At 56.3% G+C, this 15,423-nt stretch carries 15 protein-coding genes and 1 tRNA gene; 6 read left to right on the top strand and 10 right to left on the bottom strand.

Translation table 11 applies throughout. From position 1 onward, the window contains the following. The 6 genes from AAAC48_RS05720 to AAAC48_RS05695 form a co-directional block, all read right to left on the bottom strand. Positions 1–613: calcium-binding protein (locus AAAC48_RS05720; RefSeq protein ID WP_340653254.1), on the bottom strand; the 613-nt coding region annotated here is incomplete at its 3' end. A 67-nt stretch (positions 614–680) separates the two neighbouring features. After that, complete coding sequence (locus AAAC48_RS05715) at positions 681–2,144, bottom strand: calcium-binding protein (protein ID WP_340653253.1); 1,464 nt, start codon at positions 2,142–2,144, stop codon at positions 681–683. 164 nt (positions 2,145–2,308) lie between these two features. Next, positions 2,309–3,430: an ABC transporter permease gene (locus tag AAAC48_RS05710; RefSeq protein ID WP_340653252.1), complete on the bottom strand. Its 1,122-nt coding sequence runs from the start codon at positions 3,428–3,430 to the stop codon at positions 2,309–2,311. A 6-nt stretch (positions 3,431–3,436) separates the two neighbouring features. Next, the gene (locus AAAC48_RS05705) at positions 3,437–4,585 is read right to left on the bottom strand and encodes an ABC transporter permease (RefSeq protein WP_340653251.1); all 1,149 of its coding nucleotides are present in this window, start codon (positions 4,583–4,585) and stop codon (positions 3,437–3,439) included. A 220-nt stretch (positions 4,586–4,805) separates the two neighbouring features. Then, on the bottom strand, positions 4,806–6,569 hold the full coding sequence (locus AAAC48_RS05700; RefSeq protein ID WP_340653250.1) for an ATP-binding cassette domain-containing protein: 1,764 nt from the start codon (positions 6,567–6,569) through the stop codon (positions 4,806–4,808). Next, positions 6,566–7,609, bottom strand: a complete 1,044-nt coding sequence (locus AAAC48_RS05695) for an HlyD family efflux transporter periplasmic adaptor subunit (protein ID WP_340653249.1) — start codon at positions 7,607–7,609, stop codon at positions 6,566–6,568. Before AAAC48_RS05695 ends, AAAC48_RS05700 begins: the two co-directional genes overlap by 4 nt. 90 nt (positions 7,610–7,699) lie before the next feature. Here AAAC48_RS05695 and AAAC48_RS05690 point away from each other — a divergent pair, with 90 nt between their 5' ends. Next, positions 7,700–8,386: a CerR family C-terminal domain-containing protein gene (locus AAAC48_RS05690; protein WP_340653248.1), complete on the top strand. Its 687-nt coding sequence runs from the start codon at positions 7,700–7,702 to the stop codon at positions 8,384–8,386. On the opposite strand, the gene AAAC48_RS05685 is transcribed toward AAAC48_RS05690, so the two are convergent. Beyond that, the gene (locus tag AAAC48_RS05685) at positions 8,380–8,538 is read right to left on the bottom strand and encodes a hypothetical protein (protein ID WP_340653247.1); all 159 of its coding nucleotides are present in this window, start codon (positions 8,536–8,538) and stop codon (positions 8,380–8,382) included. The two genes, AAAC48_RS05690 and AAAC48_RS05685, sit on opposite strands and share 7 nt — an antisense overlap. A 239-nt stretch (positions 8,539–8,777) precedes the next feature. Between AAAC48_RS05685 and AAAC48_RS05680 the strand changes: the two genes are divergently transcribed. Next, positions 8,778–9,125 carry a hypothetical protein gene (locus AAAC48_RS05680; protein ID WP_340653246.1) on the top strand — a complete coding sequence of 116 codons (348 nt, stop codon included), beginning with the start codon at positions 8,778–8,780 and terminating at the stop codon, positions 9,123–9,125. A 79-nt stretch (positions 9,126–9,204) separates the two neighbouring features. Here the strand turns inward: AAAC48_RS05680 and AAAC48_RS05675 are convergent, their stop codons facing one another. Further along, entirely contained in the window at positions 9,205–9,462 is a 258-nt protein-coding gene (locus tag AAAC48_RS05675; protein WP_340653245.1) for a hypothetical protein, read from the bottom strand. Between the two features lie 31 nt (positions 9,463–9,493). On the opposite strand from AAAC48_RS05675, the gene AAAC48_RS05670 reads away from it, so the two are divergent. The 4 genes from AAAC48_RS05670 to AAAC48_RS05655 all read left to right on the top strand — a co-directional run bounded on the left by AAAC48_RS05670 (position 9,494) and on the right by AAAC48_RS05655 (position 12,727). Continuing rightward, the gene (locus AAAC48_RS05670) at positions 9,494–10,042 is read left to right on the top strand and encodes a DUF982 domain-containing protein (protein ID WP_340653244.1); all 549 of its coding nucleotides are present in this window, start codon (positions 9,494–9,496) and stop codon (positions 10,040–10,042) included. 194 nt (positions 10,043–10,236) lie between these two features. Continuing rightward, positions 10,237–10,327: transfer RNA gene (locus AAAC48_RS05665), tRNA-Ser, on the top strand. Between the two features lie 1,188 nt (positions 10,328–11,515). Next, positions 11,516–12,028: a DUF992 domain-containing protein gene (locus tag AAAC48_RS05660; protein WP_340653255.1), complete on the top strand. Its 513-nt coding sequence runs from the start codon at positions 11,516–11,518 to the stop codon at positions 12,026–12,028. Between the two features lie 99 nt (positions 12,029–12,127). Further along, complete coding sequence (locus AAAC48_RS05655) at positions 12,128–12,727, top strand: DUF922 domain-containing Zn-dependent protease (RefSeq protein WP_340653243.1); 600 nt, start codon at positions 12,128–12,130, stop codon at positions 12,725–12,727. 12 nt (positions 12,728–12,739) lie between these two features. Here AAAC48_RS05655 and AAAC48_RS05650 read toward each other — a convergent pair whose 3' ends face one another. Further along, the gene (locus AAAC48_RS05650; RefSeq protein WP_340653242.1) at positions 12,740–13,732 is read right to left on the bottom strand and encodes a hypothetical protein; all 993 of its coding nucleotides are present in this window, start codon (positions 13,730–13,732) and stop codon (positions 12,740–12,742) included. Between the two features lie 342 nt (positions 13,733–14,074). Then, the gene (locus AAAC48_RS05645; protein WP_340653241.1) at positions 14,075–15,322 is read right to left on the bottom strand and encodes a rhamnan synthesis F family protein; all 1,248 of its coding nucleotides are present in this window, start codon (positions 15,320–15,322) and stop codon (positions 14,075–14,077) included. Positions 15,323–15,423 lie beyond the last annotated feature (101 nt).

The raw sequence follows: 15,423 nt of genomic DNA, 5'->3' as shown, positions 1-15,423 counted from the left end.
CGCCGGACAAGAAATCATGGCCGATACCGCCAATCAGGGTATCGGTGCCATCCTCACCGTAAAGAACGTCGTTGCCGGTTTCGCCCCAGAGGGTATCAAAACCCGTTCCGCCCCAGAGCGTGTCATCGCCCGCATCGCCATTCACACTGTCATGGCCACCACCGGCGCGCACGATGTCATCCCCCGCGCTCAAGCTGCGGATGTCTTCATTGGCATTGCTCAGTGTCAGATCCAGCCGCTCTATGCCGCGAAAGTAAATACCTTCACCGAATGTGCCAACCATGGCGTGCCCGGCCTCGAAATTCAGATTAAGAGCGTATGGCGATGTCGACGCATCAATAACAAGTGTATCGTTTCCCTCGCCGCCGTCTACCGCCCCACCATATATGGCGACACTTTCGCCGCTGAATACCAGCCGGTCATCGCCGCTGCCGCCGTCAAGCCGGTCAAAACCGTCCGAACTCGTCAGGACATCATTGCCTGCGTCGCCGTAGAGGAAATCATTTCCCGCGCCGCCATCCAGACGATCATTACCGCCGAGACCCCAAATATTGTCGCGCTCGTCCGTCCCGAACAGAGTATCGTTAGCACCCGTACCCACTATCTTTGCCATATCACTACCCCTTTGCTGATCGTTATTTGGCGGATACCGGTAAACACAGGCATTCGCTGCTGCGGTCTCACACGAAAACAACGTCGTCGGCCGACAGGTCGGTAAGCGTAACGTTTTCGATGAGGACGCCGTTGGTATCGCCTTCGAGGGCTACAAAAACGCCGCCTGCAGTATCATGCGAAGCTGCAATAAAGCCCTCGAAATCGCGGATTTCGCTGCTGCTGTTTGAAGCGAATCCCTGCAAACTGATCAGGTCACCGCCCCCGATGTCAAAGTCGGTAATGTGATCAATGCCCCCATTTGGCTCTAAAATTATGTGCCAGACAAAGGTGTCGGCGTCGGTCCCGCCTTCCAATATGTCTGCTCCAAGCTTGCCTTCGAGTATGTCCGCACCGGAACCACCCCTCAATGTATCTGCCGCTGTCGAGCCAAACAGTTGGTCATTGCCTTCGCCACCGAGCAACTCATCGTTTCCGGTTCCGCCCGTTAAGAAGTCGTAGCGTGCCCACAGAAAGTCATTACCGGCTCCGCCTTCGATGTGATCCTCACCCTCGCCGCCATAGATCCTATCGTCGCCCGTGCCGCCGAGGAGCACATCATTGCCAATGCCGCCATCCAGATTGTCGTTGTGAGCGCCGCCTTCAATGTGATCAGCACCCTCGCCGCCTGTTATTTTATCAAAGCCGATGCCGCCGAAAAGCGAGTCATTACCGGCCTCACCGTTGAGATAATCGCTCCCGGCTGATCCTGTAACGGTATCATCGCCTCCGCTCATGAATGCGGTGAGACGAAGAAGATTGCCTGCCACGATGGTATCACTGCCGCTGCCCATTTCGAACCAACCATTCTCAAAATCGCGGAAAGTGGTTCCTGTCGAGGCAATACCGTCTTCGAAATTAATCGTGACACCGTCGGTCCGCGCCCCATCGTAAAGCCACAACCAATCAATGCCGTCGCCGCCGTCGAGCTCAGCCGACGCGAGTGTTGTCTTGATCTCATCATTGCCGGCACCACCGAAAAGGTGATTGGCTCCGAATTTATCGGTTAGGTAGTCGATGCCTGCGCCGCCATCGATTATGTCATTGCCGTACGAATTGCTGGGCTCCTCGGAATCTCTCGCTCCGATTATATCATCGCCATCCCCAGTCGAGATTATATCGTCACCAGTGCCACCACGAATGAAATCATCGCCGCTGGAAGTTTTCAGTTCCAGGCGTTCAATGTCGCGAACGTAGATATGGTTATCGGGATCTGACGAATTGCCAATCAAATTGTGGCCTTTCAGGCCATCAAAATACATTCTGTCAGTCGTCGCGGAAAGGTCGATAACGAGCGTGTCGACACCGGCACCGCCCGTCGCTGCTCCTCCTACACCATTGAGCACCAGCCGGTCATCGCCTTCGCCGCCGTCAAGGCGGTCAAAGCCACTCGAGGCCGTCAGGACGTCATTGCCGCCGAGACTCCAGATACTGTCATCTTCGTCCGTCCCGCGCAGGGTGTCGTTAGCATCAGTGCCGACTATCTTTGCCATCGCGGTCATCCTCGCAGATACACGCGACGAAAGTATAGGCAAGATTTAGATTTAAACAACTACGATTCGTAAGATGGCAGTAAGAATTGACGCCAAATAATACCATTGTTATACTTCAATTTTCAAAGTAAATTTTAATGGCCTGCCCCTCAGGGCAGGCCGAATTAGGTCAGTTTGTTGCGGAACAGCCAGGCCGAGAAGGGCAGGGTGACTGCGGCAATGGCGACCAGCGCCAGCATCTCCGGCAGAAGCTGCGGTATCCCTGCATCTTCCAGATAGACCTGATGCGTGATGCTGATGGCATAGCGCAGGGGGTTGATCAGTGTGAGATATTGCAGGATGTCCGGCATGTTGCCGATCGGCGCTGTCAGGCCGGACAGCAGCATAAACGGCATCAGCAGCACGAATGAATAGATCATCGCCTGCTGCATATTGGTCGCGAGCGACGAGATGAACAGACCGATGCCGACAGCCGCCGCCAGGAATAGCACCAGCCCGAGATAAAGGATCAAATAGGAGCCGGTGAAGGGGATCTGGAACCATAGCTGCGCGACGAGCAGGATCGTCGTCGACTGGCTGAGCCCGACCAGCATCGATGGCAACGCCTTGCCAACCATGATCTCCGAGGGCCGGAACGGCGTTACCAGCAGCTGATCGAAGGTCCCGGCTTCGCGCTCGCGGGCAACGGACATGGCTGTCAGCATCAACGTCATCATCATGGTGATTGTGCCGATCAGCGACGGGATCATGTACCAGCGCGTCTCGAGGCTCGGATTATACCAGGCGCGCGTCGTGACCTTGACGCCGGCGGCGGGATCCTGACCGTTTTCCGCGCGCCACCGTGCGGTGAAGTCAGCCGCGATCGCATTGACGTAGCCCTGCGCCGTACCGGCAGTGTTGGAATTGCGGCCGTCCGCGATGATCTGCAACTTGGCCGGCATACCGGCCATCATGCGCCTTTCAAAATCCTGATCGATGACCACGACAAGGAGCACACGCGCCTCATTGATGAATTGCGCAATGTCCGATGTTCGTTGCAGCGTCGCGATGCGGGTGAACGTGCCGGAACCATCGAGCTTGGCGACGAGCTCGGCCGACGCCGCGCTGTGGTCGTGGTCGAGCACGGCATAGGGCACATTGTTGAGGTCGTAGCTCGCCGCATAGCCGAAGATCAGGCATTGCAGGATCGGCGGCAGCACCAGCACGATACGGCTTTTCGGGTCCTTGAACATCGCCAGCAATTCCTTGCGTATCAGCGCGAGTATCCGGAAAAAGGATTCTTTCATGACGTATCATCCAAGTTTCTTGCGCGTCGCAAAGACAGAGGCTGTCATCAAGACCGTTGCCATGACGGCCAGAACCGCTGCGTTGGGGAGGATCACCGGCCAGATATCGCCAGCGAGGAACAGCGTTTGCAGGACGCTGACGAAATAACGTGCCGGAAAGATGTGGGTAATGACCTGGATCGCCATCGGCATGCTCCGGATATCGAACATGAAACCTGAGAGCATCATCGCCGGCAGGAAGGTGACGACGATTGTGATCTGGCTGGCAACGAACTGGCTCTTGGTCACCGAGGAAATCAGAAGGCCGATTCCCAGCGCAACCAGCAGATAGAGCATCGACACAACAACCAGGATCCAAAGCGAACCGCGCAACGGCACGCCAAACAGCAACTGGCTGCCGATAACCGAAAGGGCAAGGCCGAGCATGCCGAGGACGAAATAGGGAACTGTCTTGCCGAGCAGAATTTCGCCGGGCCGGGCAGGGGTGACGAACAGCGCCTCGAACGTGCCGCGCTCCCATTCGCGCGCCATCACTAGCGCGGTCAGCAGCGCGCCGATCAGCGTCATCACGATGACGATCAGACCCGGCACCAGGAAATAAGTGCTGTCATTGGCTTCGTTGAACCACAGCCTCGTCTGCAGGTCGACCGAGGCACCGGCGTTCAATATCTTGCCTTCCGCCGCCTGCCGCGCCACCCAGGCTCCGACCGCGCCTTGTGCATAGCCAAGCGCGATACGCGCCGTATTGGCATCGCTGCCGTTGACGAGGACCTGGATTTCCGCGTTGCCGGCCTGGACGTCGCGGGCAAATTGCGTCGGTATGCGCACGATGCCGTTTACGGTCTTGTCCATCAGCAACCGCTCCGCCTCGGCCATGGTCTTGACCTGATGCGTTTGGAAGTAGTCTGACAATTCGAAGCCTGAAATCGCGCCACGTGCCTCGGCCGATGATTCCTCCATCACCAGCGCGACGGGAAGGTTTTTCAGGTCGAATGACAGGCCATAGCCGAACAGCACCAGCAGGATCATCGGCATGACGATGCCGACGGCAATGCTGCTCGGGTCGCGCACCACCTGCCACGATTCCTTGCGCACCAGCGCCGTAATGCGGCGAAAACTGCCCTGACCAACCCGGGAGGAGGAGGGGGTGGTCATGGGATGGCGCTCCAATGTTGCATTGGAGGTTGCTGGTTCGACGCAGTTACCCTCCCCCTTGTGGGGAGGGACGGAGCGAAGCGACGGGGAGGGATCTTTGAAACTTTTTCAATTCTGCAATGATTCCCCCCCTGGCAGCTTCGCAGCCACCCTCGCCACAAGAGGGAGGGCAGAGGATCGCGCAGGGCACGATCGAAACGGGCTGTTTGTTGAACCCCCGTCATGCCGCCTTCTCCCTGGTTTCGCGCCGGGATTCCTCGACAATGGCGATGAAGGCATCTTCCATGTTGGGCTCCGCGCCATCCTTCGGTTCGGCATGGGCACGGATTTCGGCGGGCGTGCCTTCAGCGAGGTTGCTCCCGGCGTCAAGAATGATGATCCGGTCACAATATTCAGCCTCTTCCATGAAATGCGTGGTGACGATCACCGTCACGCCTTGCTCGGAAAGAGCGGTGATACGTCCCCAGAATTCACGCCGTGCCAGCGGATCGGCGCCGCTGGTCGCCTCATCGAGGAAGAGAATGTCCGGCTCGTGCAGCAGGGCGGCTGCCATGGCCAGGCGCTGCTTGAAACCGCCCGGCAACTGGCCGCTCGGCAACGTTGCAAGCTTGCCGAGTTCGAACTGGTCCTTCGACCAGGCAATGCGCTGGCGCTTCTTGGCTCCGCGCAGTCCATAGGCGCTGGCAAAGAAGTCGAGGTTCTCATCGACGGAAAGATCGCCATAAAGCGAGAATTTCTGCGCCACATAACCAAGCTTCTGCCGCGCCTCCGCCCGGGACGTGCGCAAATCCGCCCCCGCCACGCGCAATGTGCCGTTCGTCGCCGGCATCAGCCCGCATAGCATCCGGAAGGTCGTGCTCTTGCCCGCGCCGTTCGGTCCAAGCAGTCCGTAGATCTCGCCGCGTCTGACCTGAAAACTGACATGATTGACGGCGGTGAAATCGCCGAAGGTACGGACGAGGTCATGAACCTCCACGGCGATTTCATCGCCACCTGCCGGCTTCGGCTTCTCCAGCGCCACGTCGCTGGACTGGCTTTTGCTCGCCACCGCGCTGAAGAGCACCATGAAACCGTCCTCGAACCGCGCCGTGACCGGTTCGAGTTTGACGGGTTGGTCATCGACCCTGATCTCGCCCGCATGGTCGGGCTTCTTCACCAAGCGCACCTTGCCGGCTTCCGGCACGGCATCGGCAACACCGTCCTGGCGAAACAGCCGCGCCTGCAAGGAACGGGCATTCATACCCTTCTCGGGGGTCACGATGAACACATTGTCCTTGGCTCTGGCGGTAATCTCATCAGGCTTGCCCTGCGCCAGAACCTTGCCAAGATGCATGACGACGGCGTGGTCGCAGAGTTCCGCTTCATCCAGATACGAGGTGCTGACGACGACGGTCAGCTTGTCCTCATGCACCAGCTTGGCGACGATTTCCCATAATTCGCGCCGCGACAGGGGATCAACGCCGACGGTCGGCTCATCCAGCAGCAGCAATTCCGGTTTACGCACGAGTGTGCAGGCGAGGCCGAGTTTCTGCTTCATGCCGCCCGAGAGTTTGCCGGCCAGCCGCTCGGTAAAACGGCCGAGATCGGTCATCTCCATCAGACGCGGATAAATCTCCCTGCGCTGGTCCTTGGCAATACCGTGCAGGTCCGCATAGAGATCGAGGTTCTGCTGGACGCTTAGATCCTCGTAGAGCCCGAACTTCTGCGGCATATAGCCGATGCGGTTTTGTATGGTTTGCGGATCGGCTGCGACATCAGTGCCAAGCACTTCGAGTTCGCCGCTATCGGCGGTCATCAGGCCGGCGATCAGACGCAAAAGCGTGGTCTTTCCCGCGCCATCGGGCCCCACCAGCGCCGTCAACGTGCCCTGCTGCGCCTCGAAGGAAACGCCCTCCAGTGCCTTGACGATTTCACCGGTCTCGCGGCGGAAGCTCTTGTGGATGGTCCGCGCCGCAACGGGTGAGGATGGCGCGGCGGTGGTCATGGCTTTGCCTTGGCATCGACACGGTTGGCGTTCTGGGGCAGGGCCTTTGGTTCCTCGTTGGGCAATAGCTTCACCGTCGCGGGCATGCCGAGCCGGAACAGATCGTCCTTGTCCTCAACGAAGACCCGCACCTCATAAACGAGGCTTGAACGCAAATCTTCCGTCTCCACCGTCTTCGGCGTGAATTCTGCCACCGGAGAGATGAACCCGACCCAGCCACCCTGGGGGCGATCCGGGAAGCTGTCGGTCATAACGTTGGCGCGCATGCCGGAACGCACGTGCCCGAGTTTGGTTTCGGAGACATAGGCGCGAACCCACTTCGTACCGATCGTTGCCAGCGAGAACACAGGCTTGGTCGGTGCCGCCATTTCTCCCGGCTCCATCAGCCGCGAGCGGACGACTGCATCGAACGGTGCGGCGAGTTCCGCGTCGTCCAGTTGTTGCCTGATAAGCGCCAGCTGCGCTTCGCTCCCGCGTAATTGCGCCTCGGCCTGCAGCAATTCTTCGGCGCGCGGACCGGCAATAGCAAGGTCGAGCGCACTTTGCGCCACTTCCACCTTGGCATCGGCGACGGCTGCTGCTGCCTTTGCCGTGTCGAGCTCCTGCTTGCTGATGGTCGAGTTCACCGTCAGTGCGGCCCGCCGCTCATATTGGATATTGGCATTGGCAGCATCGGCTTTTGCTGATGCAAGATTGGCACGCGCCTGGGCTATTTCCTCCGGCCGGCTGCCGTTGCGCAATTTCAGCACCATCGCACGCTGCGAAGCGACTGTCGCATCGGCTTCCCTGACCTGGGGTGCAAGGCGGCTCGTATCGAGCCGCGCTAGAATCTGCCCCTTTTTCACGACGTCGCCTTCCTCGACCAAAACCTGGGCGATGCGCTCGGAACCATTGAAGGCGAGCGATGCCTGCCTGAGGTCGACATTACCATAAAGGGTCAGCGCGTCATTGGCGGAAGGGCGGTGCAGATACCACCACGCACCACCGCCGATTGCTGCGACGACAATAAGGAGAAGAATTATCCGAAGGGGCCTGCTCATGGGTCAAGCATAAAGCAAAAAAAGAATATGTCAAATTTGAATTTCAATTTTAACTTTGAAAAATGCAAAATTGCGTGTAAAGTGATTCGCATGGCACGAAAAACATCACGTAAACTCCCCGGCCGCCGCGAGGACGGCGCCACGACAAAGGCCCAGATTCTGGAGGCTGCAGGTGAGATATTTGCGGAGAAGGGTTTCGATCGGGCCACCGGCAAGGAGATTGCAGAGCACGCCGGCAGCAACTCGGCGGCGGTCAATTATTATTATGGCGGTATTGAAGGCCTGTACGCGGAGGTGCTGGTGGAAGCGCACCGGCGCCTGTTGACCTATGACAGGCTTATAGCGCTGGCAGAAGGGCCGGGGGAACCGAAGCAGAAGTTGAAGACGCTGATCGGCCTGATTGCGCGCACTATCACTGGGCCGGCAACAGCGTCATGGGCGCTGGGCGTCCTTGGCCGTGAAATTCTGAGCCCATCCCCGGCATTTGCTGTCCTAATCGAGCGAGAAATTCTTCCAAAGAAGCTGGTCATCACGACTATTGTCGGGGAGATTCTCGGGCTTGCGCATGATGATCCGGTCGTCACGCGCTGTGCCCTCAGCATCGTCTCTCCATTTGCCATGCTGCTCGTTGGCAACAAGCAAATCTTCACCCGGGTCCTGCCGGGCCTTAACCCGGCGGAACCCGGCGCGCAGGACGCGATCGTCGAGCATTTCCAGCGCTTTGCGCTTGCAGGCCTTGACGCGACGATGGCAGCCCTGCGTTCAGGCGGTCATTGATGCTTGTGCTTGAAGTCCCATTGAGGCCGGGGCTCAGTATTCTTCTTTTCTTCGTTTTCTGACTTCTGGTTTTTGGCGATTGCCTCGCGCAGTACCTGCCATTCTCTCTCGTGGCGCTGATAAACATCCTGCGGAACCGTTGGTGTTGGCATTCTGCTTTCTCCGTAGTGGGGTCTTTGTGCACCCGACAAACAGTCAAATAGGGCTTGAGTTCCCCATCTTCCATTCAAGATTTGCAACGGTCATTTACACAAGTCCGGCGGCGGTCCAATTGCGACGGTGCGCGGATTTACCATGGTAGCGATTGCGTGATCCAGGAACCAATTCGTTCATTGCAAGTTCATCTAGAGAGGTGCACCTATGGTTGTACCGTGTTTCATAGGAGGCATTTATGCAAAGAACACTGTCCGCCGTCTCCGCAGTTATGCTGGGTCTGGCGATCATGTTGACCTCGGTTATTTCGTCCTTAGCCGCACCGATTTCCCCCCAGCCCGTGCAAGTGACGTCGAATGTCGAAAAGGTCTATCATCGCCGCTGGTATGATCGCCCCGGCCACCGGTATGGCTGGTATCGCAACCACCGTGAATGGCGCCGTGACCGCTATGAATGGCGTCGAGACCGTTACGACCGGCGTTACTGGAGCGACCGGGGCGACTACCGGCGTTGGAACCACAACCGCAGATACTATCGGTATGGTGGCGGTGGTTACACGGGCGGTAGCGGAAGAAGCCACCAGTAATTTTCTGCGATCTAGTGGGCGCAGTGAATGTTAAAAGGCGGTTCTTCGGAACCGCCTTTTCCGTGCCGGCGGTCGGCGATTATTTCGAGCCTTTCAGAGCCTCGTAGCCCACGCGAACTCTTTCAGCCAGGGTGAGCAACCTGTCCTTGCAGGTCTTCGCATCGAGATCCGCTGGTTGCTTCGGTCCTGCTATCACATCCCTCAGCCAGCCGCGTACTGTGCTGTCCGCTTCATCAGGCGATTTTCCCAGGGCCTTCAGAACCGTTTCGCTGCTCTCGATCGCCGAATAATGCGGCTCCCGTCCAAGGGCGTCCTGGCACTGATAAGACACAGTCACGAGATTTTTCGCGTCCGAGATCACCTGGCTCTTGCTGACATTTTTGCCGCCCGTCGTTGTGCATGCCGACAGGGTTACAGCCATCAGTACAGTTCCCAAAACCGAAAATCGCATCGCTTCCCCCAAACGCTCGGGGCAAGCTAGTCAACCCTCGCCGCAGTGTCGAGAGGGACGGCGCTGGAGCGCAGATAATCTTGGAAATTATCGTATCCACCAGAAGCCAACCGCTTCAATCGGATTCTATAAATCGAAGTATTTAGAAGAGGTTGCGCCGATTCTTCGCGTTGGAACAAGTGCCCGCCCGTTGCGTTCACTGATCATGAATGATCTCGATTTCCTGGCCGTTACCATTGAACTCGATAAGTCGAGCGAGCTTCGCAATGTGAGTTCGGTCACCGAAGCTGCCGATGTCCTCCTGATGCAGTGGCCCAGGCAAAAGGGAAAAAAGCTATTCGTGGCGCGGCAGGCATGTCGCGACGCCCTGGAAGGAAAGGGCACTGTCGACGACGCAAGGGCCGCGTTTGTCGCCGCTGCGAAAGAAGCCAACATACTGGTTTGGAACAGCGCGTGGGAGTTTTGAGTGCGGCTCGCTCGGCAGAAACGGTCGTTGGCCGCGTTGTAAACGGCAATCCGGACATCCAGATTCAATCCGGACCTGCCGGTGCCGGCGTGGATATCCGCCCCTGCAGTGGCGGCACGGTGACGTTTTATTTTTTGCGTTGAACCGAACAAAAGCCTTGCAAACAAGGGGTTTCATCTTTAGTCAGCGTCCTCGGAGAGGTGGCCGAGTGGTCGAAGGCGCTCCCCTGCTAAGGGAGTAGGGCTCAAAAGGCTCTCGAGGGTTCGAATCCCTTCTTCTCCGCCATTCCTTCTTATTATAGATTGATATTGTTGTGAAATCGGCTGGCGACGCGGGAGCGCAGCGATTTTAGTCTGCCCGGCGGCTTTTCAATACGACATGGCGGGAACATAGAGGCAAATGGAATGCCCTATGCGTGGATCCCCAGCTGCAGTACAGCGATGGAAGAACTGGTCCCCAGACCGTCTGATGCGCATGTCACCATAGGGGATTATTTCGCCGGTAAGAACCACACGATAGCCTTGCGAAGTTACTGCAATCGCTCCGTCCTTTTCCTGCCAGCAGTCAATCATGCTGCAGCAGTCAAAACCATATGCCCATCCAAGCGGGGCGTTATGAGCAGATACAGGAGCCGAATAAATAAGAACGCCAATGAAAAATTTGCATCCAAGGCCCAGACCGCAGGCAGACGGGGGGATGAATTTGAGGCTTTGTAGGCGAACCATAGCGTCACCGATTCTGTCCGGTCGGAGAAGGAAGAATGACTGTGAAATGTGTTGGATCAAAGGACGCTGAATATGGATCGCTTGACGTCAGGCATGGCGCAATCTGATTGTAGCGTACGCCGGTACGCCGGATAAGACAGCGAGGCCGTGTCCTTGCGTCGCCGCTGCTGGTTACCCTCCACAACAAGAAGGAACCAGTGATCGACAAGAACGTTAAATAACGCTGGCATTCCGACTGTCAGCGTTGGCTTGGTCGAATTAATCCTGGGCAAGTGGATGATCAAGCTTTCCAAGGGCTCGGGCCGGAATCTTCGTACTTGGTCCTCGGCTCCGGGCATGCGGCCACGGCATTCAATGTCCATGGCCGTCGTTGAGGCTTGGTCCGTTTCTCAATGGCGGACCAAGCCCTCTCTTATATGGTTCTTCCACTGGTCGACGCGTGGCCTACGCAAGCCTTGCGCTTGATCCTGACAAAAGTTGATTCTCTTCGCAGCTTTGGATGTCGGATTGGTATCGCAGAAGGACTGCGATACTTACGTAAAGCATCCAGCGAGACGCCTTCAAAATGTCCCAATGGGGTTTGAACTGTGGGTTGTATGTCACTTGCGCCCTCCCACAACTTTTGACATATGCTGCTCCACCTATGCCGACTAAGATTACTCGGCGACTATACTGAAAACTGTTGCCGAATTTGCTGGCCGAACCGCTCACTGCGGTGCGTCGCTCACAATTCGAGAAGGAGAGAATGATGAAAAAGACTCTTGCGATGGCGCTCGCTGCAGCGTCGCTGGCTTTCGCCGGCGCGACGGCCGCCGATGCAGCCGATGTGCGGACCTATGCTAGCCAGGACGCCCGTGGCGGCGTCAAGATCGGCTACCTCGACTGCACGATCGGGGGTGGCGTTGGCTATGTTCTTGGCTCGGCCAAGGAGGTTGACTGCATTTTCAAATCCACGGGCAACGAGCCCCTGGACCACTATACCGGTGCGATCAGGAAGCTCGGCGTCGATCTCGGCTTCACGACGCAGAGCCGGCTGATCTGGGCCGTATTCGCACCGACGGCCGGCTATCACCACGGATCGTTGAGCGGGCTCTATAGTGGCGCAACCGCCGAGGCGACGCTCGGTGCCGGTATCGGTACCAATGTCCTCTTCGGCGGCACCGCAGGCTCGATCCATCTTCAGCCGATCAGTGTAACGGGCCAGATTGGCCTCAATGTTGCCGCCACTGGCACATCAATGACGCTTGCCTCGGCGAACTGAGATAGGCCGTTAGCCCATTTCGCGGCAGCGGAATGGGCTATGCGCTGGCGGGCCATCAGCACTACTTCTCAAATTGCATAAATATCAGCGGGGGTTCAGGTGAAAACAGTCGTTCCACTTTGGTTATTGACGGCCTGCTTCACCTCGTTGCCAGTCATTGCGCATGCGGAGTGGCAAGCTTCCGAAAAGGTGCAGACCTACGCAATTGCAGGTAAATCCGGCGCTGAACTCTATGCATCAATCGGTGAGAAGGGACCCCAGGTCGGCGGCAAGACCCGCGCCATTGCGCATACCAATTTCAAACTGACATGGTCGAGGAAATACGAAACGCAAGGCAATGCTTGCACACTGGCCTCGGCGCGTCCGAACCTTACAATTACCTACACGCTACCCAAGCCGTCCGAGCAATTGCCAGACGCGGTTCGCAAGAGTTGGGAGACGTTCATCGCTGGTGTCCACAGCCACGAATTGGTGCACGGCGATACCATCAAGGAGATGGTGAAGGCGATTGAGACCTCAAGCGTGGGCATGTCTGTGCCAGACGACCCCAATTGCCGGAAGATCAAGAGCGAGCTGACAAAACGCCTTTCCGAACTTTCTCTCGCACAGCGGCAGCGAAGCCGGGATTTCGACCGGGCCGAACTCAGTGAAGGCGCGAATATCCATCAGCTCATCCTCAAACTGGTGAATGGTCCGTAGCCAGTTTGCCGGTCAGGATCGCGCGCCCAGGATCCAGCGAATGGGGCTCGTGAGCAGCCAGGACCTGCTTGATTGTATGGCCCTGAACTGAGCCTGACTTGATTCGACTGCCCTTCCGAGCTCGCCGATCACGTGATGCTGATGTTCGATTTCACGCTGCTTTGAAGATATTTCCTGCTGCAAGATTTCGATCTTGCGTTCAAGGATCGAACTGTCAGCTTGCGCAGATCGGAGTGTGTCAGAAACGTCAGCCAACGATCGCCTGATTTTTGTGATTTCACGCCGGAGCGCCGCATTGTCGATCTCCCGCAGCGAAGGATAGCGCTCCGGCCACTTCCGCGTCGTCTCCGGCAAAGCTTTACCAGACAATTCCTGACCAACTCTGACCTTTTCCGTATCAACGACGGATCGATGCGCGGCGAATGCCGCATCGGCATCAATTGAGGCAGGCAGGCAATCCTTGAGCGTCGAGAACAAATATTGCGGATCTTGCGTAAAACGAGGAAAGGCCAGGAGATACATCGGGACATTCGCTCTCGTTAGCCGCTCAACGAGATGATGAAAACCTACGGCCAATAATCGCGCCTGGTCCAACGGATTGAGGGAATAGAGGATGCCTCCTGACGTGGTTCCCCACGTATCCCAGGTTTTACGTTCCTCTGCCATACTTTCGTGGGCACGATGGACGTTCTGGAACTCGCGAATTGATCTGCTGCTGGCGGCATCTGTCAGATTCCGGATGGGAATTATGACGCCGTCGATTGCGATATCGTCGCGCTCGAGCACTTCATCCACGAACTCATGCAGCCAGGGGGATTTCACGACGTAAGGCAGTTCCTCACCGCCGTGCAAGATCAGATCTTCAAGTCCCGCATGAGCGTCGTCATCCCAGAATGCTTGTTCCTGAACGGTAATATGCGTGCTCAGTCCGAGCTCTGCGAGGTACTTAACCAGCACACTCGTTCCTGCTCGTCCCGTCCCGGCAATCAACAAATGATGTCTCATTGTTCGCTCATGAATTCGAAATCGACGGCCGGGACTCTGGCATCCAGTATTGAGGGAATTTGCTCCGCAGGAACGGGACCCATTCGGGCCAGTTTGTGCGCAGCCTGTCCCAGTCGCCATCGCGCCATGCTTGCAAGAAGGGCAAGCCGTCAGAACCGGCATGATCGAGCGTGAAATCGATTGCGATTCTCAGGTCGTCGTTCTGACCTTTTTCAATTTTAGCTCTCGCTTCGTCTTTGTGACGCCGAGCGATGTCGAGATCATAGGTTTTTTTCACGATAGTCTTCTTGACTCTGGATAGATGAAGTGACAGTGGATTTTTATGTTTGCAATCAAATATCGCTATATAATTCCTATGTTGAAAAGTAAGCGTTTCAGTAATGGAAGATGATTTCCTGGCCATTTTTTCCTCATGTCAGTAAGGATATCATTTATATGAGTATTATCGCCTATATCCATGAGATGTTGTTCAATTTCATATATGCCGAATTGCAATCGGTAGAATAGGTCTCGTTTCATCATCGGGCATTGCAGAAATTTGGTGTAGAGAAAGCCGCCCGTATGAATTTGTGATCGCACGGTTATCTGTGTACAGAAGTCGTCCACCAGTACTGTTTTCGGAGTATTCTTGAACTCCTCGGCGCGTATACGCAGTCCCCTGGGGAGGCATGAATTCATCGCCACAAGATTGTCGTTCGGCAGATCATTCAGGCCGGCGCGAAGCTTGTTGGGGTCGTAGATCGTCTCGATCGATCGCGCGACGGGAACCATGACCCTGGATAGCCCGATTTCGCCCCGATTGATGGCCCATAGCCGGGAGTTGACAGGCAAATAATCGTGCCAGAATTCTACGAACTTTTCGCTGTTGAAGACATGGTCGCTCACCGAAAAACAGAACGACTGAATATGGTAGTTGAATTCCCAATTCTCGAACGAACCCACGATATCGCGGTCGGACTGAGATAGGCGCTTCATCAGGTCGGAAAGACCATCCTTGAAGAAATAGACGCTGTCATTGAGGTATATGACACGCTTGGGTTTTGCGCTTTGGTGCAGGAAAAGCGTAGCGTCGCGATAGCCGCCAATGTCGAACCCGGAATTGTCCCTTATCAGGATGCGCGACGAATGGGCTTTAAGTTCGCACAGACGTTCCTGGCTCAGCCTGTGATTGACGACCGCAAAGACATTGATGCCGTTCTCTTTAAGAGCGCAGAGGGCGTTTCGGACATACCATGGAAAGTCATTTGGCTGAAAAATCAGGAAGATAGCATAAGCTCCGTCCGGAAATACGAGATCGCCATCATGCACTTCCAGGATTGTCGCCTTATTGCGGAATTTCCGGTTGAACTTCGCGTTAAAAACCTTGCAGTCGTGATAGAAAAACTTGACGGTCCTCATCAAAAGGAGCGCCGCAAACCGACGAATAAACCTGAGCATTGATCGTTTCTTCCGCTCTAAAATTTGGGTCGTCCATAGGCTTGTGACCAGCGTCTTGGGAGGAGTCCTGAGTGCACAAACCGTTTGGAAATAACTCTGCTGGGCAGCGTGTTCAGCCTTGAGTTGTGTCGACGGAATATGTCGAAAGCCCATTCAAATTGTTTCTGAAGATTGCTCAGTGATGCAATTTTGTTTCTGGAGATTGCTGCGGCTCTCCGAGGTGCAACTTTTGCTAGCAATATGACGTAGCTGCA

Source organism: Phyllobacterium sp., from assembly GCF_037994405.1.
Lineage (GTDB): Bacteria > Pseudomonadota > Alphaproteobacteria > Rhizobiales > Rhizobiaceae > Phyllobacterium.
The sequence above is the reverse complement of the archived record's forward strand: the minus strand, read 5'-3'. Positions and strand labels throughout refer to the sequence as shown.

Coding starts and splice junctions, on each gene's coding strand:
- AAAC48_RS05710 (WP_340653252.1), bottom strand. CDS start 3,430: ATGAAAGAATCCTTTTTCCGGATACTCGCGCTGATACGCAAGGAATTG.
- AAAC48_RS05695 (WP_340653249.1), bottom strand. CDS start 7,609: ATGAGCAGGCCCCTTCGGATAATTCTTCTCCTTATTGTCGTCGCAGCA.
- AAAC48_RS05645 (WP_340653241.1), bottom strand. CDS start 15,322: ATGGGCTTTCGACATATTCCGTCGACACAACTCAAGGCTGAACACGCT.
- AAAC48_RS05715 (WP_340653253.1), bottom strand. CDS start 2,144: ATGGCAAAGATAGTCGGCACTGATGCTAACGACACCCTGCGCGGGACG.
- AAAC48_RS05650 (WP_340653242.1), bottom strand. CDS start 13,732: ATGAGACATCATTTGTTGATTGCCGGGACGGGACGAGCAGGAACGAGT.
- AAAC48_RS05700 (WP_340653250.1), bottom strand. CDS start 6,569: ATGACCACCGCCGCGCCATCCTCACCCGTTGCGGCGCGGACCATCCAC.
- AAAC48_RS05690 (WP_340653248.1), top strand. CDS start 7,700: ATGGCACGAAAAACATCACGTAAACTCCCCGGCCGCCGCGAGGACGGC.
- AAAC48_RS05705 (WP_340653251.1), bottom strand. CDS start 4,585: ATGACCACCCCCTCCTCCTCCCGGGTTGGTCAGGGCAGTTTTCGCCGC.
- AAAC48_RS05660 (WP_340653255.1), top strand. CDS start 11,516: ATGAAAAAGACTCTTGCGATGGCGCTCGCTGCAGCGTCGCTGGCTTTC.
- AAAC48_RS05680 (WP_340653246.1), top strand. CDS start 8,778: ATGCAAAGAACACTGTCCGCCGTCTCCGCAGTTATGCTGGGTCTGGCG.
- AAAC48_RS05685 (WP_340653247.1), bottom strand. CDS start 8,538: ATGCCAACACCAACGGTTCCGCAGGATGTTTATCAGCGCCACGAGAGA.